Origin of the sequence: Empedobacter falsenii (genome assembly GCF_019308355.1) — a bacterium.
In the GTDB taxonomy this organism is placed as follows: domain Bacteria; phylum Bacteroidota; class Bacteroidia; order Flavobacteriales; family Weeksellaceae; genus Empedobacter; species Empedobacter falsenii_B.
Genome location: NZ_JAAGKM010000021.1, coordinates 18,044 through 40,151 on the forward strand (window position 1 = coordinate 18,044; position 22,108 = coordinate 40,151).

Annotated in this window: 22 protein-coding genes and 3 tRNA genes; 11 read left to right on the top strand and 14 right to left on the bottom strand. The window is 31.6% G+C overall.

The features are described 5' to 3' along the window. The first annotated feature begins 10 nt into the window (after positions 1 to 10). Both G0Q09_RS09395 and G0Q09_RS09400 read left to right on the top strand, forming a co-directional pair. Positions 11 to 733, top strand: a complete 723-nt coding sequence (locus G0Q09_RS09395; RefSeq protein ID WP_219034686.1) for an RDD family protein — start codon at positions 11 to 13, stop codon at positions 731 to 733. 30 nt (positions 734 to 763) lie between these two features. Next, on the top strand, positions 764 to 1,135 hold the full coding sequence (locus tag G0Q09_RS09400; RefSeq protein WP_219034687.1) for a YchJ family protein: 372 nt from the start codon (positions 764 to 766) through the stop codon (positions 1,133 to 1,135). A gap of 377 nt (positions 1,136 to 1,512) precedes the next feature. On the opposite strand, the gene G0Q09_RS09405 is transcribed toward G0Q09_RS09400, so the two are convergent. The 3 genes from G0Q09_RS09405 to G0Q09_RS09415 are packed head-to-tail and all read right to left on the bottom strand — an operon-like array spanning position 1,513 to position 3,659. Beyond that, positions 1,513 to 2,226: a nucleotidyltransferase family protein gene (locus tag G0Q09_RS09405; protein ID WP_219034688.1), complete on the bottom strand. Its 714-nt coding sequence runs from the start codon at positions 2,224 to 2,226 to the stop codon at positions 1,513 to 1,515. A gap of 1 nt (position 2,227) precedes the next feature. Further along, positions 2,228 to 2,650 carry a RapZ C-terminal domain-containing protein gene (locus G0Q09_RS09410; RefSeq protein WP_219034689.1) on the bottom strand — a complete coding sequence of 141 codons (423 nt, stop codon included), beginning with the start codon at positions 2,648 to 2,650 and terminating at the stop codon, positions 2,228 to 2,230. Beyond that, entirely contained in the window at positions 2,643 to 3,659 is a 1,017-nt protein-coding gene (locus tag G0Q09_RS09415) for an aminoglycoside phosphotransferase family protein (protein WP_219034690.1), read from the bottom strand. The genes G0Q09_RS09410 and G0Q09_RS09415 overlap by 8 nt, the downstream gene beginning before the upstream one ends. A gap of 105 nt (positions 3,660 to 3,764) precedes the next feature. Between G0Q09_RS09415 and G0Q09_RS09420 the strand changes: the two genes are divergently transcribed. After that, entirely contained in the window at positions 3,765 to 4,229 is a 465-nt protein-coding gene (locus G0Q09_RS09420; RefSeq protein ID WP_147279970.1) for a hypothetical protein, read from the top strand. A 76-nt stretch (positions 4,230 to 4,305) separates the two neighbouring features. Next, positions 4,306 to 4,941 (top strand): NAD(P)H-dependent oxidoreductase, encoded by a 636-nt coding sequence (locus G0Q09_RS09425; protein ID WP_114999737.1) that lies wholly within the window; start codon positions 4,306 to 4,308, stop codon positions 4,939 to 4,941. Between the two features lie 48 nt (positions 4,942 to 4,989). Here G0Q09_RS09425 and G0Q09_RS09430 read toward each other — a convergent pair whose 3' ends face one another. The 7 genes from G0Q09_RS09430 to G0Q09_RS09460 form a co-directional block, all read right to left on the bottom strand. Continuing rightward, complete coding sequence (locus G0Q09_RS09430) at positions 4,990 to 6,636, bottom strand: DUF8614 domain-containing protein (protein WP_125349098.1); 1,647 nt, start codon at positions 6,634 to 6,636, stop codon at positions 4,990 to 4,992. Positions 6,637 to 6,897: 261 nt separating this feature from the next. Further along, positions 6,898 to 6,973: transfer RNA gene (locus G0Q09_RS09435), tRNA-His, on the bottom strand. Between the two features lie 42 nt (positions 6,974 to 7,015). Beyond that, positions 7,016 to 7,091: transfer RNA gene (locus G0Q09_RS09440), tRNA-His, on the bottom strand. 41 nt (positions 7,092 to 7,132) lie between these two features. Beyond that, a tRNA-His gene (locus G0Q09_RS09445) sits at positions 7,133 to 7,208 on the bottom strand. Between the two features lie 118 nt (positions 7,209 to 7,326). Then, complete coding sequence (gene bshB1 / locus G0Q09_RS09450) at positions 7,327 to 8,028, bottom strand: bacillithiol biosynthesis deacetylase BshB1 (RefSeq protein WP_125349099.1); 702 nt, start codon at positions 8,026 to 8,028, stop codon at positions 7,327 to 7,329. A 3-nt stretch (positions 8,029 to 8,031) separates the two neighbouring features. Beyond that, complete coding sequence (locus G0Q09_RS09455; RefSeq protein WP_181816287.1) at positions 8,032 to 8,625, bottom strand: glutathione peroxidase; 594 nt, start codon at positions 8,623 to 8,625, stop codon at positions 8,032 to 8,034. Positions 8,626 to 8,740: 115 nt separating this feature from the next. After that, positions 8,741 to 12,031, bottom strand: a complete 3,291-nt coding sequence (locus G0Q09_RS09460) for a cytochrome c biogenesis protein (RefSeq protein ID WP_219034691.1) — start codon at positions 12,029 to 12,031, stop codon at positions 8,741 to 8,743. 270 nt (positions 12,032 to 12,301) lie between these two features. Between G0Q09_RS09460 and G0Q09_RS09465 the strand changes: the two genes are divergently transcribed. From G0Q09_RS09465 to G0Q09_RS09480, 4 genes are all read left to right on the top strand, one after another. Continuing rightward, entirely contained in the window at positions 12,302 to 12,730 is a 429-nt protein-coding gene (locus G0Q09_RS09465; protein WP_180906237.1) for a CC0125/CC1285 family lipoprotein, read from the top strand. Positions 12,731 to 12,825: 95 nt separating this feature from the next. Beyond that, on the top strand, positions 12,826 to 14,082 hold the full coding sequence (locus G0Q09_RS09470; RefSeq protein WP_219034697.1) for a Y-family DNA polymerase: 1,257 nt from the start codon (positions 12,826 to 12,828) through the stop codon (positions 14,080 to 14,082). A 12-nt stretch (positions 14,083 to 14,094) separates the two neighbouring features. Continuing rightward, positions 14,095 to 14,553, top strand: a complete 459-nt coding sequence (locus G0Q09_RS09475; protein ID WP_115001214.1) for a LexA family protein — start codon at positions 14,095 to 14,097, stop codon at positions 14,551 to 14,553. A 56-nt stretch (positions 14,554 to 14,609) separates the two neighbouring features. Beyond that, on the top strand, positions 14,610 to 15,071 hold the full coding sequence (locus G0Q09_RS09480; protein WP_219034692.1) for a hypothetical protein: 462 nt from the start codon (positions 14,610 to 14,612) through the stop codon (positions 15,069 to 15,071). A gap of 32 nt (positions 15,072 to 15,103) precedes the next feature. On the opposite strand, the gene G0Q09_RS09485 is transcribed toward G0Q09_RS09480, so the two are convergent. Further along, positions 15,104 to 16,492 (bottom strand): hypothetical protein, encoded by a 1,389-nt coding sequence (locus G0Q09_RS09485; protein WP_257468169.1) that lies wholly within the window; start codon positions 16,490 to 16,492, stop codon positions 15,104 to 15,106. A 294-nt stretch (positions 16,493 to 16,786) separates the two neighbouring features. On the opposite strand from G0Q09_RS09485, the gene G0Q09_RS09490 reads away from it, so the two are divergent. Further along, positions 16,787 to 17,035: a type B 50S ribosomal protein L31 gene (locus G0Q09_RS09490; protein WP_038335685.1), complete on the top strand. Its 249-nt coding sequence runs from the start codon at positions 16,787 to 16,789 to the stop codon at positions 17,033 to 17,035. Between the two features lie 132 nt (positions 17,036 to 17,167). Then, entirely contained in the window at positions 17,168 to 18,340 is a 1,173-nt protein-coding gene (locus G0Q09_RS09495) for a proline dehydrogenase family protein (protein WP_115001213.1), read from the top strand. 50 nt (positions 18,341 to 18,390) lie between these two features. Here the strand turns inward: G0Q09_RS09495 and G0Q09_RS09500 are convergent, their stop codons facing one another. Beyond that, a complete protein-coding gene (locus G0Q09_RS09500; protein ID WP_115001211.1) occupies positions 18,391 to 18,699 on the bottom strand; it encodes a hypothetical protein in 309 nt (102 codons plus the stop codon). Between the two features lie 69 nt (positions 18,700 to 18,768). Next, positions 18,769 to 19,080 carry a cupin domain-containing protein gene (locus tag G0Q09_RS09505; protein WP_115001209.1) on the bottom strand — a complete coding sequence of 104 codons (312 nt, stop codon included), beginning with the start codon at positions 19,078 to 19,080 and terminating at the stop codon, positions 18,769 to 18,771. A 148-nt stretch (positions 19,081 to 19,228) separates the two neighbouring features. Between G0Q09_RS09505 and priA the strand changes: the two genes are divergently transcribed. Then, the gene (gene priA / locus G0Q09_RS09510) at positions 19,229 to 21,688 is read left to right on the top strand and encodes a replication restart helicase PriA (RefSeq protein WP_219034693.1); all 2,460 of its coding nucleotides are present in this window, start codon (positions 19,229 to 19,231) and stop codon (positions 21,686 to 21,688) included. 42 nt (positions 21,689 to 21,730) lie between these two features. Here the strand turns inward: priA and G0Q09_RS09515 are convergent, their stop codons facing one another. Then, positions 21,731 to 22,105, bottom strand: coding sequence for a hypothetical protein (locus tag G0Q09_RS09515; RefSeq protein ID WP_115001205.1), 375 nt, complete (start codon positions 22,103 to 22,105; stop codon positions 21,731 to 21,733). Between the last annotated feature and the right edge of the window lie 3 nt (positions 22,106 to 22,108).

Below are 22,108 nucleotides of genomic sequence, written 5' to 3' on the forward strand. Positions count from 1 at the left end.
AACCAAATATATGAATAAACTTTTAGTCAATACACCTCAAAACGTGCAAATTGCTTATAATATTGCACCACTTGGAAAACGTTTGCTTGCGTATATCATCGATATGATTATCCGAATCATATTAGTCTACGGTATGTATTATTTCTCTGAGTTTATTCCGAATAGAGACGAATGGTTTCGTATGGGAATTTATAGTATAATAGGTTTTATATTTTTACTTTATCCGTTGGTTCTCGAGATTTTAATGAAAGGGCAAACAATTGGAAAATGGATTATGAAAATTCGTGTAATACGAATGGACGGAAATCGTGCCAATAATTTTGATTATTTCTTGCGTTGGGTAATTGGAAGTGTCGAATTGTTTTTATTTACTGGACTTATCGCGTTGATAACGATGATTATAAATAAAAATGGTCAACGTTTAGGTGATATTGTTGCGAATACATGTTTGATTGATTTGAATCCGAAATTAGCTTTATCACAAACTATTTTCGCTGAAGTTTCTGAAACCTATAAAATTCGTTTTCCCGAAGTTTATCGCCTGTCTGATCGTGATATTAATATTGTAAAAGAAAATTTTACGTCTGCATTAAACAATAATAATTATGATATTTTATTAAAATTAACGCGAAAACTGGAGGAAATAATGGAGGTGAAAAGTGATGGTTTAGGAAATATTGATTTTATTCAAGTGGTGATTCAGGATCATTATCATTACCACAAAGACAAGTAAACAGTATCTTTGCAAAAAATAAAGAATAAAATGAATTGTCCTTGTTGTTCTGGAAAAGTATATGCAACTTGTTGCGAACCTTTTCATTTGAATATTGAATTGCCAAAAACTCCCGAAGAGTTGATGCGTTCTCGTTACGCTGCTTTTGCAATGGTTTTGCCTGAATATTTAGTTGATACAACACATTCTTCTACGCAAAAAGATAATGATTTTAGTGATATCGAAGATTGGGCAAAATCGAATAAATGGTTAAAGTTAGAAATTGTTTTTGCTAAAGATAATAAAGTTCGATTTAGAGCTTATTACCAAGACAAACAAGGTGAAATCTACGAACATGATGAACTTTCTAGGTTTGTGCAAGAGAATGGCAAATGGTTTTATGTAGATGGCGAGTTTTATTGATTTTTAAAAATAAATTCAGAAAATATTATTTCAAGCGAAGTCTAGAAATTAAAAAAAATGGATATTTTTTTTGAGCAATTACTTTTACAATTCCTTCAATTTATCCTGAATTTCTGTATCATAAATTTCTAAAAAACGTTCGTCATAAGGATAAGTATCTTTGAATCCTTTCTTAATCAAAACTAAGCTTTTATTGTAATTTACTTTAGCTGAATCTTTCCAACTTTTGTTTTGAAAGAAAAGTAAAGTATTGAAGCGAGAATTATCACTACAACAATAGTTAAATAGACAAAATAATTAATGTATTTCATTCTGTCTAAGATATGTAAACTTTTTGCATAAAAAAACTCAATCCATTGAATTGAGTTTTTTGTTTTCTATTTAAAATATTGTTCTGCTTCTAACACGCTTTCTGGTCGACCTACGTCGATTAAAATTCCGCCAGAATGATCAAAACCAATGATAGATTCAGTTTTCATCAAGTCCATATAAACTTTCATGATAGAAAATTTACCTTTCTCTGTAATTTTATCAAATAGAGTAGGAGAAATAACATGAATTCCACTAAAAGCTAAATCTTTGCAATTGTCTAAAGAATCTACAGCTTTTATTTCTTCTTCTGTTTTCAGATTTCGCCAACCTTTTAATTCATTTTGTTCATTGAAAAATAGTTTACGAGATGAATTTCGATCAGAAACTGCTAACGTTACTAACGCTTTGTTTTCTTGATGTGCTTTGATAAATTTAGCAAGATTTAGATCTGTTAAAATGTCCACATTCATCACCAAAAAATCTTCCTCGAAATTAGCTTTTGCTTTAACCAAACCACCACCAGTTTCAAGAACTTGATCTGTTTCATCTGAAATAGTAATTTCAATTCCGAAATAATTATTATCTTCTAAAAACTCAATGATTTGATCTGCAAAATGATGCACGTTAATCACGATTTCATTAATTCCGAAAGATTTCAAATATTCTATATTTCGTTGCAAAAGAGGTTTTCCATTTACAACTGCTAAAGCTTTGGGATGGTTGTCAGTAAATGGTTTTAAACGAGTCCCAAGACCCGCTGCAAAAATCATTGCTTTCATATTAATACGCCTCGTTTATCCAATTTTTTTCTTCTTGCACAATATGATGTAACGTAACTTGCGCTTCTGGAAATTTCTCTTGAATATGTTTTGCAGTCGCATCAGCAGAATAAACTGATCGATGTTGTCCGCCTGTGCAACCAAAATTAATTTCTAAATTCTCGAAACCTCGTTGCAAATAATCTTCGATCGAAATGTCAATAATTTGAAAAACACCTTCTAAAAAAACTGCAATTTTAGTTTCTGTTTTCAAGTATTTTTTAACCTCTTCGTCGCGCCCTGTTTGTGTTTTATATGCCTGAATTCGACCTGGATTTAGAATTCCACGACAATCAAAAACGAAACCACCACCATTTCCAGTTGGATCGGTTGGAATTCCTTTTTTATACGAAAAACTACGAACGTTGATGTTTAATTTAGCCATTTATTTTATGATTTATGCGTTCTAACGTTTCTGGAAGAACAAGGATTTTTATAATATGTTTTAATTCTGGATAATTTTGTAATATAGGATAATCGATTATTGATTCTAAGTTTTTAAGCCCAAATGAAATACTTTCTAAAAAGTGTTTTTTACGTTCAATAATTCCTCTCAAACCATAGGTTCCTAAAACTTGTAAAAGTCGAGCAACTACACAATATTCGTACGATTGACGAAAATCTATTGGAACTAAAGTTGGAATTTGTTTGGTTAATTCTTGGTAATAAAATTCGTATAATTCTTTTTTAAATTCAAATGGTAAATTGGCTTTTGCTTGCCAAATTAACGAAACCAAATCATAGACAACAGGTCCATATAAACCGCCTTGATAATCGATAAAATAAGGTTCGTTTTGATGAATCATAATGTTGCGCGTTTGGAAATCTCTGAACACAAAACCTTGTGGCGAAAGTTTATCAAATTGAGACGCAAAACGATCAAAATCTTTGATTAATTTTCCTGCATTGTAATCAATTCCTAAGACATCTAAAAAGTAAAAATTAAACTGAAATAAATCTCTTAAAATTAATGTTTTATCTAATTTTGGATACGAAAAAGTATGATTAAAATCGATTTTAGTTGCACCTTGAATTTGAGCAATTGCTAATTTTTCTAATGTCTTAAAATAATAAGGTTTTGCTTTTTCGAAATCATTCAAGACAATATTCATCAGTGTTTCGTCTCCTAAATCTGTTTGAACATAGGTTGCAAAATCTTCTGAAACTGAAACAATTTCTGGAATATTATTGATGACTTTTTTTAAATCTAAAGAGAACTGAATAAATACTTTATTTTCTTCAATATTAGAGCTTTCAGCCAAAATATACGACTGATTTTGATCAAAAAATCTCGAATATACTCGAGCTGAACCTCCTCCTGAAAGTTGAGTTAAACTTTCAATTGCTTTTTGAGTAAAGTTTTCTTGCAAAAATTGAGCTGTAGTATCGTTCATCAGAATATTTTGCGAAAGTTACGCATATCAAAAATGATTTAAAAATATTTGTTTGCTGTAACTTTTTTCAAAATGCTGCATCTATTTAGTAAAAGAGAAACTAATATGAAAAAAATAGCACTTATTATCGCAATGATTTCGTTACAATCATGTATTACAGTAAAAGTTAATGCAGATGTTGATTCGAATAATTTTTATAGAAAAGTGGATAATCCAAATATCAAATCGCAAGGAACTTTTTTTGACAAAGGAGTGGGGGATTCGAAATGGTCGAATTCGAATGGTGATAATTGGACAAAAGCGAAGTTTGAAGATGCTTCTGGAACGAGTTATATCAAGCTAAATGTTTCGAAAAGTTTAACTGCTAATTTTCATTCGAATATTAAATTAGAAGGCGAAATGATTTTTGAAATTGTAGATCAAAATAATGAAGTAGTGTTTAATCGTCAACTTACAAATTCGAAAGAAGAAAATTTTACAGTTGATTTAGCAAAAGGTGATTATCAAGTTCGTTGGAATTCTACGAATGCAACTGGAAGTTATTTTTTGGAATGGAAACAAGATAAATAACATAAATTTTAGCATATTTTTTGGTCGATCGATTACTTTTTTGATGTATTTTTAGAAAGATTTTAAATAAGTAATTATGTCTTTAATAGATGATTTGAAATGGCGTTACGCTACAAAAAAATATGATCCGTCTTTAATTGTTGAAGAAGAAGACGTTAAAAAAATTGTTGAAGCAGCTCGTTTAGCACCAACTTCATCAGGTTTGCAACAGTTCAGAATTTTAGTTATTAAAAATAAAGAATTGCAACAAAAAATTGTTCCAATTGCCTATGATCAGCAAGCGATTGTAGATTGTTCGCATTTATTGGTTTTTGTAGCTTGGGATCGTTATACAGAAGATCGTATTGATGCAATTTACGATTATACAACGGATGAGAGAGATTTGCCAAGAGGTCGTTTTGGTTCGTATACAGATAAATTGAAAGGAATTTATTTGCCTCAAACTTCTGAAGAAAATTTTGCACATACAGCTCGTCAAGCATACATTGGATTAGGTTTTGCTCTTGCTCAAGCAGCAGAATTGAAAATTGATAGTACGCCAATGGAAGGTTTTGATAATGCTGAATTGGATGATTTGCTTGATTTGAAAGAAAAAGGAATGCGAAGCGTTTTAATGCTTCCTTTGGGATACAGAGACAGTGAAGATTGGCTAGCGCCAATGAAAAAAGTTAGAAATCCGATGAAGGATTTTGCTACGAAATTATATGAATAACAAAAAAGCTTTCTCAATTTTGAGAAAGCTTTTTTATTGAATCTATTTTTACAATCCCAACATTTTTGGACCTTGTTCAAAAACAACATCAACTGGAATGTTTTTTGTTTTCAAGACATCTAAATCTTTTTGTAAATCGTCGTGAATAATTCCTTTATCAGCATATAATTTTTTTACACCATCATAATCTCCATTTCCTTGAAGTGTCAAAATTAATTCTGATAAACCATTCATTGCTTTTTCCATTTTAGCTACATTTACTCTGTAACGTCCATTTGTAGTTTTTTCGAAAGCTCCATTTTCAGCAAAATAGTTAAACGCAATCATGTTTGCTTGTCCGTGTGCAGAACTTGCTCCAAAACGAACTGAACGTAAGATTCCAGCCAAGAAAGTCACAAAATAATCTTCTTGTGTTCCTGTCAATTCACCTTTTTTCAACAATTGATTCACCATATACAAACCAAGAATATCAGCTTTTCCTTCTTCTAAAGCTGAATTAGCTTCTTTTAAAGCATCGCGGACAGAACCTTTTTCATTTACTGTATTTTTGATTCCTAAACCATGCGCCACTTCGTGAAACATCACATTAGAAAAGAATGCATCAAATTTGATGTTTTTCTGTTGGCTTTCATCAATCAAAGCAGTTGCAATTGGGGCAAGAATTTTATCAAATTTCGCTTTCATAGCATTTTTTAATTGCAAACGGCGCGTTCCTTTTTCTAGTTGAACTTTTTCATCATTTGGTAAATTAATCGCAATTGTTTTTCCAGCAGCGTTACAATCTCCCGCATAATACACCACATCATACGCATTAAGATCCGAATCAGTTCCAGGAATTTCTTTTTTGTAATTTGCAGAAACAGGTAAATTCTTCTGTAATTCTGGTAAATATTGAACGAATTTTGCCAATTTTTTCGACCATTCAATATCTTTTACTAAAATATATGCAGAATATGAAGTTTTATATCCAAACAATTGATCTTCGTAATTTTCAATCGGACCAACCACCATATCAATATTTGCATTTTTCATATCCATCCAAGCCAAATCACTTGCATAAAAATCATCGCTTATCAAAGCTGCAGCACGTAATTTTAAATATTTTTTAAGCCCAGCATCTTCTGCTAATTCTGATGCTTTTGTTAAATATTCAGCGGCTTTTGATAATTGATTTTTGAAATTTTCGTGGTATGGAATCGAATATAATTTTCCTTCACGATTACGACGAATAATTGAGTAAGGAGATTTACCATCTTTGATATTTGCTTGTTCAAATTCCTCTTTCGTCATATCAATTGGATAGAAAGTTGCACCAGCAGGTTTTGCTCCAATACCGTTTATAAAAGGCGTTTCGTTATTCAATCTATCCCAAGGACCGTAGTTTATTTTTGCATATTCTTTGGCTTCACCTTTCGTTTCGTCCATCAAATCTATTTTAGCACCATAAGCTTGTTGCCAAAATAAATCGTCCATAATATCTGCCGTTTTGAACATCAAACGTAAAATCTCTTTTTCGTTTTTTGTTAAATGCGAAATATCTGTTGTTAATGGAACTTGAGCATAATATTGAAAAGCGTAATCTTTTGTCATTTCTATTGAGGTTTGAGTTGATTCTGCTGCTGTTTTTTGAGTTGAACAAGAGCTTAAAACTCCAGCAAAAGCAATCATTCCTAAGAATATTGATGATTTTTTCATTTTGAATGTTTTGGTAAATTTACAACGAAGAATCAAACTAAAAATCATTCTTATTTTTTTTATCCATAAAAATATAATTTAAAATAACCAAGAATCCTGACTCCTAATCCAAAAATTAAAAAGCTTTAGAATGCAATTGTAAGAAGTTAGAGATAGAGCTTTTTTCTTATTCAGATTATCACAAATTTTTGCATTGCTCCCAAGTTTTGATATTAATTCAATAAAAAAATCTCAACTTCTATTGAAATTGAGATTTAATATGGGTGAATGATGGGTCTCGAACCCACGACCTCCGGAACCACAATCCGGCGCTCTAACCAACTGAGCTACAATCACCATTTGGTTTGAATTTTTTTTGAAACTAATTCTAAAGTTTTTAGGGTGAATGATGGGTCTCGAACCCACGACCTCCGGAACCACAATCCGGCGCTCTAACCAACTGAGCTACAATCACCATTTGGTTTGAATTTCTTTTGAAACTAATTCTAAAGTTTTAGGGTGAATGATGGGTCTCGAACCCACGACCTCCGGAACCACAATCCGGCGCTCTAACCAACTGAGCTACAATCACCATTTTTATTGCGAAATTAACTTTTATTTAATCTCTCAATTGGACTGCAAATATAGCCTATTAATCGGTACTTGCAAATAATTTTGACAAAAAAATAAAGGTTTTTTACACCTTTATTTCTAAATTAAAGAATCTAAATTATTTACGCCAATATAACTTCGCGAAATAAATCCTTCTCCACCTTCAGTTCCGATTAATCTTCCTAAATCATATGCACGATATCGGATAGAATCTGTAAAATTCTTCGATGAAATTGGTGTTTGAGGTTCGCTCGAATTTGGATCAAAAAATTGCGTTTTATACGCCATGCAAGCTTCCACTTTTGTATCAACAAAACCAGAAATATCAATTACAAAATGAGGTTCTAAAGGCAACCATTGAATGTAGTGGAAGTGCTTTTTTGGACGCCAAGCTGGTAATCCATTATCAATTTTTGGTAAACCCGATAAGAAAATAGCAGTATTCACTAAATCTGAACCTTTTCCATGATCTGGATGGCGATCGTGAGGTGCATTACTCAAAATAATATCAGGTTGATATTTGCGAATGATTTCGACAATTTTCAATTGATTTTCTTTATCATTCAAGAAAAAACCATCAGGAATTCCAAGATTTTCTCTTACAGCAACTCCCAAAATGTTTTTGGCATCATTTGCTTCTACACGGCGCGTTTCATCAGTACCACGAGTTCCCAATTCTCCTTTTGTTAAATCGAGAATACCAACTGTTTTACCGTTTTTAATTTCTTTTGCAAGTGTTCCTCCACATCCCAATTCTACGTCATCAGGATGAGCTCCAATTGCAAGAATATCTAACTTCATTTACTATTTATTTAACCAATCTATTATTTCTTTTGAATCTGGAGTTACTTTTGATGGATAAGAAGCCTCTAAAGTTCCGTCTTCGTTAATCAAAAATTTCGTAAAATTCCATTTTACATCATTATCAGATTTTCCGTTCAATGATTTTTTTGTTAAGAATTTGAAAATTTCATTTTGATTTTTTCCAATTACATCACTTTTTGACATCAAAGGAAAAGTTACGCCATAATTTAATTTACAAAAACTTGCAATTTCTTCATTGTTGTCAAATTCCTGACCTCCAAAATTGTCTGAAGGAAATCCAACAATAACTAAACCTTGATCTTTATATTCTTGATACAATTTTTCTAAAGCATCATATTGAGGTGTGTAACCACATTTTGAAGCTGTGTTAAGAATTAAGATTTTCTTTCCTTTCAAATCCGCGAAATTAAAATCGTCATCATTGATATCTTTGAATGTATAATCGTAAATTTTGTTCACTTTTTGAGGTGTTTTTGTTGTTTGATGAATGGTTTGCTTTTTAGAAACTTTCTTAGTTTCTTGCGCATTACAAGCTATAAATAGCCCTAAAAATCCGATGAATAAATATTTCATTGCGTACTATTTTAAACAAATTTAAAAAAAATGTTATGATTTGTAAGTTAAAGTAGGTTAAAATAAAAAAGCTCATCTTTGGATGAGCTTTTTTATTTTATAATATTTAAAGAAATTAATTTTTTGATTTTACGTGGTAAACTTTGTTTTGGAAATACCAAGCTGCAATAGATAAAACTAACATTGCGACTGCTGTTGCAGGAACCCAGAATGGAATTGGAATTGGATCTCCGGCTGCGTATGAGTGTAATCCAGATAAGTAATAGTTAACGCCAAAATACGTCATAATTACTGTCCAAACAGCCCACATTGCTGCAACATTGAAGGCAAATTTCCCTCTCAATCCTGGAACTAAACGCATATGTAAAACAACTGCATAAACAATTACAGAAACGAAAGCCCAAGTTTCTTTTGGATCCCAAGACCAGTAACGTCCCCAAGATTCGTTTGCCCACATACCTCCTAAGAATGTACCAACGGTAAGTAAGAAAATACCAATTGTTAATGACATTTCAGAAACGTAAGTCATTTCTTTTAGCGAAATTTCAATCTTTTTATTTGGTTTAATCATCATGATAATTAATGAGAAAACTCCTAAAATAGCACTTAATCCAAAGAAACCATAAGATGAAACGATAATCGCAACGTGTACAATTAACCAATATGATTTTAGTACAGGAACAAGTGGTGTAATTTGTGGATCTAACATAGAACCTCCGTGTGCAAATCCCATCATAATTACAGCAACCATAGCTCCTGTTGTTGGAATAAATGCGTTTCGGTTTTTGTATAATAACAATCCAGCTAAAACACTAATCCATGAAATAAATACAATGGCTTCGTAACCGTTAGACCAAGGTGCGTGTCCCGTTAAATACCAACGAACACCAAGTCCTGCGGCTTGTATGATAAAGACAATAAATATTAATCCCAAACAAACATTGATAATTCGATGCAGTGCTTTGCTTTCTGAAAATAACTGAATGAATGATAAAATCATTAAGACTCCACCAACCATACAATAAGCAATCATCACCCAAAAGAAAACGTTGTATTTATTGTATAACACCTCAATCTCAACTTTTGTTGGAGAAGGCACAACATTTTTACCCCATTTTTGTTGGTATTTATCGATATAATCTACTGCATTATCTGCAGGCGTCCAATTACCATTTTCTAATCCTTTCGAAACCATGTTAAAATAAACACTAATCATTCCAAGTGCCATTGTATCGATTTCTACAGGATTTTCTTGTGTTTGATAAATCCAAGAAGTCCAACGCTCTGAAGGATCATTCTGAACTGGAATTATTTTTAATTGATAACCTTTTGCAGTTTGATCTAAAATATTGAAACGCTCTGTAACTTTAATTACTTCCTCATCAAATTTAGAACGCTCTGAAGGTTTTCTTGAGAATGCTTCGTTATAGGCTTTGTCTAATTTGAAACGAGTTGTTTTTGGATCAATCAAATTCATTAAAGATGTATAACCATCTTCGTTTGCACTTGTAATTTTCTTTAAACGATCACCACCTTTATCACCAACTTCAATCATCGGAGCATTTACCCAATAAGCAGGATCTAATTGCAAAGAAATAAACCATTTATTGGCAGATAATCCGTGGAATTTATCTTTTTTATAAACTTTTCTAAGGATTTCTAAAGCTTGTGTATTAAGAGGTTTTATACGTCCTTCGATATCTTGTGTAAGTAAATGACCAAATTTATCAGCGTGTTCGTCAGGAATTTTTACATTCTTCGCTAATTCATCTCCATCAGCCATTTTTGTAGAAAAACTACCAATGTGCTCTGATGAATGAACGTTCCCTTTTTCCGAATCAGTCTGAATTTTTTGATGTCCATTTTTTCCTCCATCAGTAGTACTTGGATTTTGAGCAAATGCTAATCCAGAAAGTAAAAATAATGGAAGTAAAATATTTACTTTTTTGGTATGTAAACTTTTTAATATAGAGTTTAATTGTGTAAAACGAGTTCCTTTCCAGAATAATGAAACAAACATTCCTCCAAATAATAAGAAGTATCCTAAATAGGTAATGTTAGTTCCCCACCAGTCTTGGTTAACTTGTAAAATAGTTCCGTCTTCTGTTGGGAAATAACTCGATTGGAAGAAACGGTAACCTTTATAATCCATTACATTGTTCATATAAATGTGATGTTTTGTTTCTTTCCCTTCGTCGATAACTGTAATGTTAGATTCGAAAGAAGAAGGGTTTGTAGAACCAGGGTAACGATCTAAAATAAAATCATCTAAACGAATGCTAAATGGAACTTTCACTAACTTAGAACCGTAACCTAACGAAATATTCATTCCGTCAATTTGTACATCAGCAGAATAATTTGTGACACCTTTTCCTCCAACAATTGTTACTGTATCGCGTTTATCACCAACAATAACTTCAGCTCTAATTGCACCAGGAAGATTTTTTTCTTCTGCTTTAAATTTAGAACCTTGTCGATATAAAACTTCACCTTTGAAAGCCGGATTTGGAACTACAAATTGCGCTCCGTTGATTGTATATAACGAACGTAGTTTTAATGGAGCAGGAACATTAAATTCAACTTTTCCAGCACCTTCTTGCAATTTTTGCATGTCTGTAATTTGTCCAACTTGTTGTCCAGCCATTTGTACATATTCTCCTTCGAAAGGCGATTTGATAACCAAATTTTCTCCTTCTCCAGTAATTTGTACCGCACCATCTTGCGGTCTATTGTACGAAACTAAAGTTCCATTAACACTTTTTATTTCACCATTTCTGATGAAAACAGAATTACGTCCAGCTTGTCCAACTGTCACGATTTCTAAAACATTAATTCCTTCTTTTTTTCTTACAACCGTATCTAAAGCGTGAGGTACGTAATCAAAAGTTTTTAATTTAATGACTTTATCTTTGAACTGATATTCACCTTCAAAGTGTCTACGGAACAAAGAACTTGTACTATCTTTTCTGTCAAAATACGTCATGTTGTATTGATGATTGTCGTACGCTAAACGTTGTGTACCATCATCAACCATCATCTTGAAATAAGATTTGTACGATGTAATTTCGTTACTTGTTCCTCCTTCTGGAATAGGCATTTCACCCTCGAAACTGATGTAACGAGTAATTCCTCCTCCAATAAAAATAAACAAAAATGCTAAGTGGAAAACCAATAAAGGCAATTTTTCCTTTGACCATAATCGGTATCGTTTGATATTCATTAAGAACAAAACGATCAACCAAATCATTAATACCTCAAACCACTTTGCCTCGTAAATAACAGCTTTTGCAGTAGCCGTATCGTAGTCATTTTCAATGAAAGTGGCATAACCCATGGCGATTGCGTAGATGAATAGCAAGACCGTCATGGTTCTGGTAGAAAATAGATATTTTTCTAATTTACTCATTACTTATAATTGATTTACAAAAATAGGTGAGTTTATCAGATAAAGCATTAAAACTTAAATGATTTTTATTAGAATCAATGAGTTAATAGAATGTTAAATATATTGCACTGAAATTGATTTTAAATATGTGAAAAACATACTATTAATCAGAAATGTTTATAAAAAAGTATTTTCTTCAAAAATAATTTGTTAAGAAAATATTTAGAAATATCAAAAACATATCTTAAAAGGAATAACTTTTGTTAAAGCACAATAACCAATTATAATGATATGAAAAAATTAACTCAAATTTTATGTGCTGGAGCTTTCATTTTTGCTTTAGCAAGTTGTCATAACAGCAAGGCTGTTGCATACCAAAAAGATAATGGTACAGGCGGTTATACCGAAGAAAAGGTGAACAATGATACGTATATTGTTAGTTTTGATGGAAACGAATACAATAAAAAAGACAAAACGTTTGACTATGCTTTGTTGAGAGCAGCAGAAATTGGTCAGCGTAATAATTTCGATTATTTTGCAATTTTAAGTACGGTGAACGATAAAGTCTTGGAAAAAAGTAACAGCTATACAAAGTTAGATAATAATGATACGTGGCTGAAAGTACAATATTTCAAAAACAGTAAACCAATAAAATTTCAAACGGTTTATGAACCAGCTGTTGTAATAAAAGATTTGCATAAAAAATATAAAATTAAATAAGGATACAAACCACTCATTTGAGTGGTTTTTTATTTTGGAATAAATTAACATTTTCGATGACACAATGTGGCGTTTTAACTTCTCAACTTTGCACTATGTTCGCATTGATAGATTGTAATAATTTTTACGCCAGTTGCCATCGTGTTTTTCAACCGAAGCTTCTTCATCAGCCAATTGTAGTATTGTCTAATAATGATGGTTGTGTAATTTCGCGTTCTGCCGAAGCGAAGTTAGCTGGAATTCCAATGGGTGCGCCTGCGCATCAATTTCAACGTATTTTTGAACAGAAAAAAATCAAAGTTTTTTCGTCAAATTATCAATTATATGCGGATATGAGCAATCGTGTAATGTCGATTTTATCGTTGTATTCGCCCGATCAAGAAATTTATTCGATAGACGAATGTTTCTTAAAATTGAATGGATTTGATCGTTTTGATTTGAAAAATTACGGATTAGAAATCAAATCTAAAATTTATCAGTTTACAAAATTGCCAGTTTGTGTTGGAATTGCACCAACTAAATCCTTGGCGAAATTAGCGAATCATATTGCGAAAAAATTTCCAGAAGTTCATCAAGGAGTTTATGTTATTCAGACTCAAGAACAAATCCATAAAGCGTTAAAATGGTTAAATATCGAAGATGTTTGGGGAGTTGGTAGACGAATGTCACGACGTTTGAGAATGATTGGTGTCAATAAAGCGTTGGACTTTGTACAATTAAAAGATGATTTTCTTCGGAAAGAATTTTCGATAGTAGGTTTGCGTTTGAAAAAAGATTTGTTAGGTGAAGCGGTGTTAGATTTAGAAGCGATTTCGGCAAAGAAAAGTATTGCAACGACGCGTAGTTTTGAAGAATATACCAACGATTTTGAATATGTAAAAGAGCGTGTTGCTACTTTTTCGGTTTCGTGTGCTGAGAAACTTCGGAAACAGAATTCTTCTTGCAATTTGGTTACAGTTTTTATTCAGACCAATAATTTTGATAGAAATAAACCACAATATTACCGTACAATTTCGGTCCATTTACCTTACGAATCGAATTCAAGTATAACGTTGTCCAAATTTGCAATTAAAGCGTTTGAGCAAATTTATAAAGATGGTTATGAGTACAAAAAGGCTGGAGTAGTGGTGTCTGGAATTGTTTCGTCAGATCAAAAACAATTATCGCTTTTTGAAGAAGAAAATCCAAATCACCCAGATTTGATGAAAGTCATCGATTTGTTGAACAAAAAATTTGGTGCGGCAAAAATAAAATTAGCTTCGCAAGATTTGAATAAAACGTGGAAAATGCGTCAAAATAATTTATCACCTTGTTATACAACCAAGTGGAAAGATTTGTTGGTGGTGTATTAAACGATAGAAAAAATGAATGGAGAGATAAAAATGTTAGACAAAGAACTCAACCTTTTTGTTATAAATACAGATGGTGAGAAAAAATATATTCCGAATTTTGGTCATGTAAATGCTGGATTTCCTTCACCTGCAGAAGATTTTGTGGACGATAGAATAAGTTTGGACGAACGTTATTTAACGCATCCCGAATCTACTTTTTTGATTGTCGTTGGTGGAGATTCGATGTATCCTGTTTATCAAAAAAATGATATTTTGGTGATTCGGACAGATCTTATTCCGTTGCATCACGATGATATTATTGTTTCTGTTAATAATGAAGATTATACGTTGAAACGCTTTGATAAAATAAACAATAAACTGATTGCGATAAATCTAAATTACAAAGATTGTGTTCAAATACACGAAAATGATGAGGTGGTTATTTTAGGAGTTGTTGGTGTTTTGGTACGAGAAATAACGAATAGAATTTAAATCTTTGTTGTAACTTTTTTATAAAACATGCATCTTAATAGTAAAGATATGATGTTATGAGAAAATTTATTTTATTGTGTTTTGCAGTGATGTTGGTGCAATCTTGTATTACAATTTCAACTGTTTCGAATGTGTCAACGAATGCGTCAAGATATTTGAGTATTGATGGAATTTATAAAACAGAAGGAACAACATATTCAGCAACAAAAGTGATTAGACGAAATAATAATCAAATCGTTTTGGACTTTACACAAATGCAAGGAGAAGTTTATTATTTCTTGAAAACAAATCAAGATATAGAACTTGAATTAGATTATGAAGTGAAACAAAAAAATGGTTTAATGGATTTTTCGATTGTAGATTATACAGGAAAAGAATTAACTCAAATAGGTAGTGCTTCGAAAGGAAAAATGAATAAAAAAGAATCTATTCATTTAGAATCTTATAAAAGTTATAGAATCAATTTTAAAGGAGATGATTTTAAAGGAAAAGTATCTGTTCAGTTAAATAATAAATAAATAAGGTCGAGTTTTACTCGACCTTATTTATTTTATTGAAATGCTCCAATTGTAGGAGTTGTTCCTCGAGGTTGTCCGTTATAATCTAACGGATATTGTTGCGCAAAAGATATTTTTCCTTTCCCTTTAGCAGGTGATTCATTTTTCACAGCTAATTTATTTGCGAAATAATTTGTATTCTCAAACATCGGATCTAACGTAATACTTGCCAAGAAATTTGGCGCAGTTGTCACATTTAATACTGAAGTATCCGCATTGTGAATAACATTGGTGTCAAATAAATAATTGAAAGCCGCACCATCTTTTTTATCCAATAAAATAGCATTTGGCGTGCGTTCATTATATATAATACAATTTCCGAACGTTGCTTTTGTCAAAGCCGAAACATTTTTATCATTGTTTTCGTTACTCAAGAAAAGCGAATAAGCTGGACCAGCACTTGTCGCAAAATTGTAATAATTGGCAAAAGTAGAATGATAAAATTCGTACGAACCACCATATTCTATTGCTAAAGTTGCCAAATTACTATTATTCATCACCAAGTTGTAACCTGTAATTGTAGCGTTTGTTGCTAAAATTCCATACGATTGATTATTAACAATTTTAGCATTACTAATATCTAATTTCGAATTATTTACGTGTAAACCAGTATCTGCACCAATAATTTTTGCATAATTGATTTTTGATGTACTATTTGGAGCTAGTTCGATTTTGTTCCATTGATCAGGAATCGAATCGTATTTATTATCATGACGAGCTGAACGAAATTTCACTTCTTCATTCAAAGCTCCATTTACAGTAAGTTTTGCATTGTTTCCAACTGTTAAACTTGCTCCTTTTTTGAAATAAACTTTTGCACCTTTATCAATTGTTAAATCACTTGTAATAGTTAAATTTCCGTCAATTACTTGGGCTTCGTCCATATTCCAATTTGCAGAAGAAATTGTAGCATCTTTTGTATGAATTTTAGCTTTTTCTATCCAAGAAAGTAACTTGATTTTTTTAGAAGAATTGGTTGTTTTAAAGTTAATTTCGTCATCGTAAAGCGGATTAAGAGGCGCTTCTTGAGCATTTACTTCAACAAAAATAAATAAACTATCCTTTTTGCGAATCGGCACATTTTCGAAACTTGTTCCTGCTTTTCCGTCTACATTTATATTGAAAAATGAATTATTTCCACGTGTCAAATATATTTTTGGAATCACGCGATCATCATTCTCAGGATTATAAATTTTAAGCAGATAGGTTTCAGATTTAGAGAAATTATATACGGTATCTACGGAAACGGTATCTTTGCTAAAGCGCAATTCAGAACTAATTGGATCATAGTCAAAATCATCGCGACAAGATTGAAAACCAATCAAAGAAGCAATACCAAGTCCGGCGATTAATGTTTTTACGTTCATAAAATTATGATTCATTATATAAGTTTAAACAGCAAATAATAGGTTTTATTGTAGATGGACAAAGATAAAAAATAGATTTTTATGAATAGATTCACCAAAAATATTTGTACGAATTACTAAAATGTTTATATTTGCACCACGAAAAATGTGTACAAGAAGTGCAGGTTTAATTTTAAGAAGCCCATTACACTCGAAATTAAATTTGCTTAATGTATTGTTTTAAATGTTTTTTCAATAAAATTGATTGTAACATTCTGTAAATAATATTATCTTTGCACTCCAATAAAGTTAACAAAGAAGATTAAAAAAATGAAAAAAGATATCCACCCAACAAATTACCGTTTGGTAGCATTCAAAGATATGTCTAACGAAGATGTGTTCATCACAAAATCTTGTGCTGATACTAAAGATACATTAGTTGTTGACGGAGTAGAGTACCCATTAATCAAAATGGAGATTTCTTCTACATCTCACCCATTTTACACAGGTAAAACTAAATTGGTTGATACTGCAGGACGTATCGACAAATTCAGAAGCAAATACGCTAAAAAAGGATAAGAATAGGCAACTATTTGCAATCTTTAAAATATATCAAAAACCTACAAGAATTTCTTGTAGGTTTTTTTAGTTTAATCAGGTTTTAATTATAAATTTGTAACGTTATATTAACACAAAAAATAGTTAACTCACATGTCTTTATTCGACAATACACAGTTTGCTTTCGAATCGAAATCAGATAAAGATTTAAAGAAAGCGTATTACTTATACAAGTTAATCGGAAGCCCCGCATTGACAAGTTTTGGAACTAAGTTTTTTAATTTACCATTTGCGGTAGATATCCCATTCGTAAAACCTGTAATTCGTGAAACAATCTACAAACAATTTGTAGGAGGAGAAACGGCAGAACAAGGTGTGGTTGTCGCAAATGAATTATTTAAATATCACGTAAGTTCTATTTTAGATTATTCTATCGAAGGATTAACAGAAGAAAAACAATTTGACGAAGTTCGTGACGTTATGTTACACTTGGTTGATTTAGCAAAATCTAATCAATCAATTCCATTTGTAGTATTTAAACCAACTGCATTTGGTCGAATCGAATTATTTGAAAAAGTAGGGAAGAAACAAACGTTAACTGCAGAAGAAGAAAAATCTTGGGCTAATATTCGTCAACGTTTCGAGGCAGTATGTCAAAAAGGATATGATTTGGATGTTAATATCATGGTAGATGCAGAAGAAACTTGGATGCAAGGTTCTGCAGATGATTTGACTGACGAAATGATGGTGAAATATAACACAAAACGTGCATTAGTTTGGAATACGTTGCAAATGTATCGTCATGATCGTTTGGCTTATTTGAAAGAAATGCATGCAAAAGCAGAGCGCGAAGGATATTTCTTAGGATTCAAAATTGTGCGTGGAGCATATATGGAGAAAGAGCGTGCACGTGCGCAAGCCGAAGGTTATCCATCTCCAATTCAACCAAACAAAGAAGCTTCGGATAGAGATTATAATCTAGCGTTAGAATTTATTGCTTCTCATCACGAGCGTTTTGGTTTATTCGCAGGTTCGCACAACGAAGAAAGTTGCGAATTGTTAATCAAATTGATGAACGAAAACGGAATTGAGAAAAATAATCCAAATTTCTGGTTTGGACAATTATTTGGAATGAGTGATAATATTTCATTCAACTTGGCGCATTTAGGATACAATATTGCAAAATATTTACCTTACGGGCCAATCAAAGAAGTAATGCCTTACTTGGTTCGTCGAGCACAAGAAAACACTTCTGTTGCAGGACAAACAGGACGCGAATTGATGCTGATTGAAAAAGAATTAGAGCGTCGTAAAAAATCGAAATAATCGTATTTTATATAAAGCAAAAATCCACTCAATTTGAGTGGATTTTTTGATTAATTATTATTTTTCTTGATTCTAATCTTGCCTTTATGTTCATGATACATCATACAAGTTGCTTTATTTTCTAACTCTTTGCATGTTTTTTCAAAATCATAAATAACACTCACGGTTTCACCTTCTTTTTTGTCTGAAAATATTTCATTGTTACAAACCAAATAATCCTCTTTGTCATCAACACGAATGTAAGTTCCTGTACAATCTCTCACAATCGTTCCAGTAAATAATCGATCGTGTTTAATACTTGTACTGCAAGAAGATAGGGCTAAGGTAAGGAGAGTAGTTAATGAGAAAAGTAGTTTCATATTTTGATAAATTAATAATCATAAATATAAAGTTTTTTATAGTGTAAATAAATAGAGTTTAACTATATTTTAAAAACTTTTTTTATTAAAATTTAGAATAACCAACATCATCGAATCTTGTAAGGAAGTCACTTGATGAATAACTTTTGGAGGAAGAATATATTCGTCAAATTCTTTTAAATTGACAATCTCAATTTTTGAATCAATTTCTATTTCACCTTTCAGCATTAAAATTTTTGCATTTACAGGTAATTGATGATCGATTAATTTCAAACTTTTTTTTAGTCCAAAAGCAACAACACGCGTATCATCATTTCTGAAAATGATTTTTATAATTGGTTTTTCCGATTCCGAAATCTGATCTAAAATGGCATGTAACATAATGATAGTTTTTGAATTCTCTTAAAATTAGTATTAATTCTTCAAACTATCTGAAAATGAAATATTAATAATTTGTGAAATTTTAAGCAATTGTAATCTTCATTCTTAACACAAAAAAATGTTTAACTTGCGTTTTTAATCATATAAAATGACAACGAATTATTTTGCCGAAATTATTTTACCACTTTCATTAAATGGAACATTTACATACCATCTTTCTGAAATTGATTTACAGCAAATTAAAGTTGGTCAGCGTGTTTCCGTGCCTTTCGGAACGCAAAAATTATATACAGGAATTGTACATTCTATTCATCAAAATGCGCCAGAATTATACAAAACAAAGGCGATTCATGCTTTTTTGGATGATGAACCTTTGGTGACGCAAACGCAAATTAATTTTTGGGAATGGATGGCGAATTATTATATGTGTTCACTGGGCGATGTTTTTCGAAATGCTTTTCCTTCTGCATTAAAATTAGAATCTCAAACTTTTGTTCGATTAATTAATCCAAATTATGAAACAATTGAAGAGCTAAATGATTATGAATTCTTAGTTTTTGAAGCGTTGAAATTGCGTGAAATCATTTCAGTTGAAGAAGCAGCTTTAATTGTAGACGAGAAATCAGCAATTCCAACACTTAAATTATTAATTGATAAAGGAATTATTCGGTTAGATGAAAAACTGAACGAAAAATATACGCCAAAAATTGATAATTATGTCCGATTACATCCAGATTTAAAAGGAAATGAAACTGCCTTTATCGAGATTTTAAATCAATTAAATAAAGCACCAAAACAGCGCGAAACCTTGTTGCAATTGATTACGTTAGAAACGCAATCGCAAGAAAAACCGCTAAAAGTTGCAGATTTTATAAAACAAGGTGCGACAAATGCTGTACTTAAATCTTTAGCAGAAAAAGGAGCAGTTGAAATTTATCAACATCAAACTTCTCGTGTAGATGAAGATGAGAAAGAAGTTGCTGAAATTGCTGAATTGACCTTGAAACAAATTGCAGCTTTAAATCAAATTAAAGAAGATTTTAAGGATAAATCAACCGTTTTATTACATGGTGTAACATCAAGTGGAAAGACAGAAATTTATCTAAAATTGATGGAACAAGTAATTGCGAAAGGAAATAAAGTGTTGTACTTATTACCAGAAATTTCTGTGACAACTCAAATTGTTCATCGAATCAAAAAACATTTTGGAGAAAGAGTAGGAGTTTATCATTCGAAATTCAATCAAAATGAACGTGTAGAATTGTGGCAGAAAACCTTGAATGGCGATTTTGATATTATCATTGGTCCACGAACAGCGTTGTATTTGCCTTTTGATAATTTAGGAATGATTATCGTGGATGAAGAGCACGAATCTTCTTATAAACAAATGGATGTAAAACCATTTTTTCATGCGCGCGATATGGCGATGTTGCTTGGAGGAATGATGAATGCGAAGGTTTTATTAGGTTCAGCGACACCTTCGGCTGAAAGTTATTATAATGCGAAAAATAAAAAATATGGTTATGTCGAATTAACTGAACGTTTTGGGAGTATAAAATTACCCGAAATTAATTTGATTGACCTCAAAAAAGCGCAAAAGGAAAAAGAAATTACAGAAGATATTTCGCATACACTTCGTGATGAAATTTTCAATCAATTGCATCAAAAAAAGCAAGTCATTTTATTTCAGAATCGTCGTGGATATGCGCCAATTATGGAATGTAATACGTGCGGTCATACGCCCGAATGTCCAAATTGCGATGTCAGTTTAACATATCATAAATTCTCTAATCAACTAAAATGTCATTATTGTGGTTATGCACAAGCAAAACCTTTGCGTTGCCCGAGTTGTGGTTCGCATGAATTGAATACAAAAGGTTTGGGAACGGAGCAGATAGAACAGCAAGTTCAAACAATTTTTCCTGAAGCAAAAGTTCGAAGAATGGATGTCGATTCGATGCGAGGGAAATTTGCGTACGAAAAATTGATCGAAGATTTTGAGAACAAAGAAATTGATATTTTAATTGGAACTCAAATGATTACAAAAGGTTTTGATTTTGGAAATGTTAATTTTGTTAGTGTTATTCGAGCAGATTCTTTGTTAAATTTTCCTGATTTTAGAGCGCACGAAAAAGCGTTTCAATTGTTAACGCAAGTTTCTGGTCGTGCAGGTCGTCGTCAAGAACAAGGAAAAGTATTGATTCAATCTTTTCAGCCCGAACATCAGATTTTGCAAAATGTCACAACCTACAGTTATGCACCAACGATGAAAGATATTTTGTATGAGCGAAAAGAATTTTTGTATCCTCCTTATTCACGGTTAATCAAGTTGCGTTTCAAGCATAAAAATAAAGAGCGTTTGGATAAAACGGCGGCTCAATTAGTCGTTTTGCTTAAACCAAGTTTTGATGCAAAATGTTTACTTGGTCCAGAAACGCCTTCGATTGGACGAATCAATAATTTATATATTACAGATGTGATGATTAAAATTCGACCAAATCAATCACCTCAAAAAGTAAAAGATTTAATTCAAGCAAAAATAGATCAATTGCATACAATTGCAGCTTTTCGTTCGGTACGAATTGATGTTGATGTTGATCCAGTTTAAAATAAAAACCTCCCAAAAGTTAACTTTTGGGAGGTTTTCTTGTTAAGATTCTAAACTTCTTAAATATTGTTGTTGTAAAGATCGTCGTCTGCCTTTCATAAATAAGAAAAGGTTTAGCATCAACATTATTCCTAAATAAATGGCGAAACCACCAATTTTTGTACTTAATTTTACAATTAAATCTTCGGTTGTAGCGATAGAAGTCATGTAAACAATTAGCATGGCGAAACCGATATTCAAAAGATAAAAACCAATTTTGAACAATGAATTTGTTGCGCTTGCAATATCTTCTTTTTGATGAAAAATATCGTACATAAATATTTTTCCATTTTTGAATAAAACGTTAGAAACTGCGATTGTCATTAATATTGCCACTGGTAAGTAAACCAAATATGCAATTAGATTGTAATTTGTCATAAT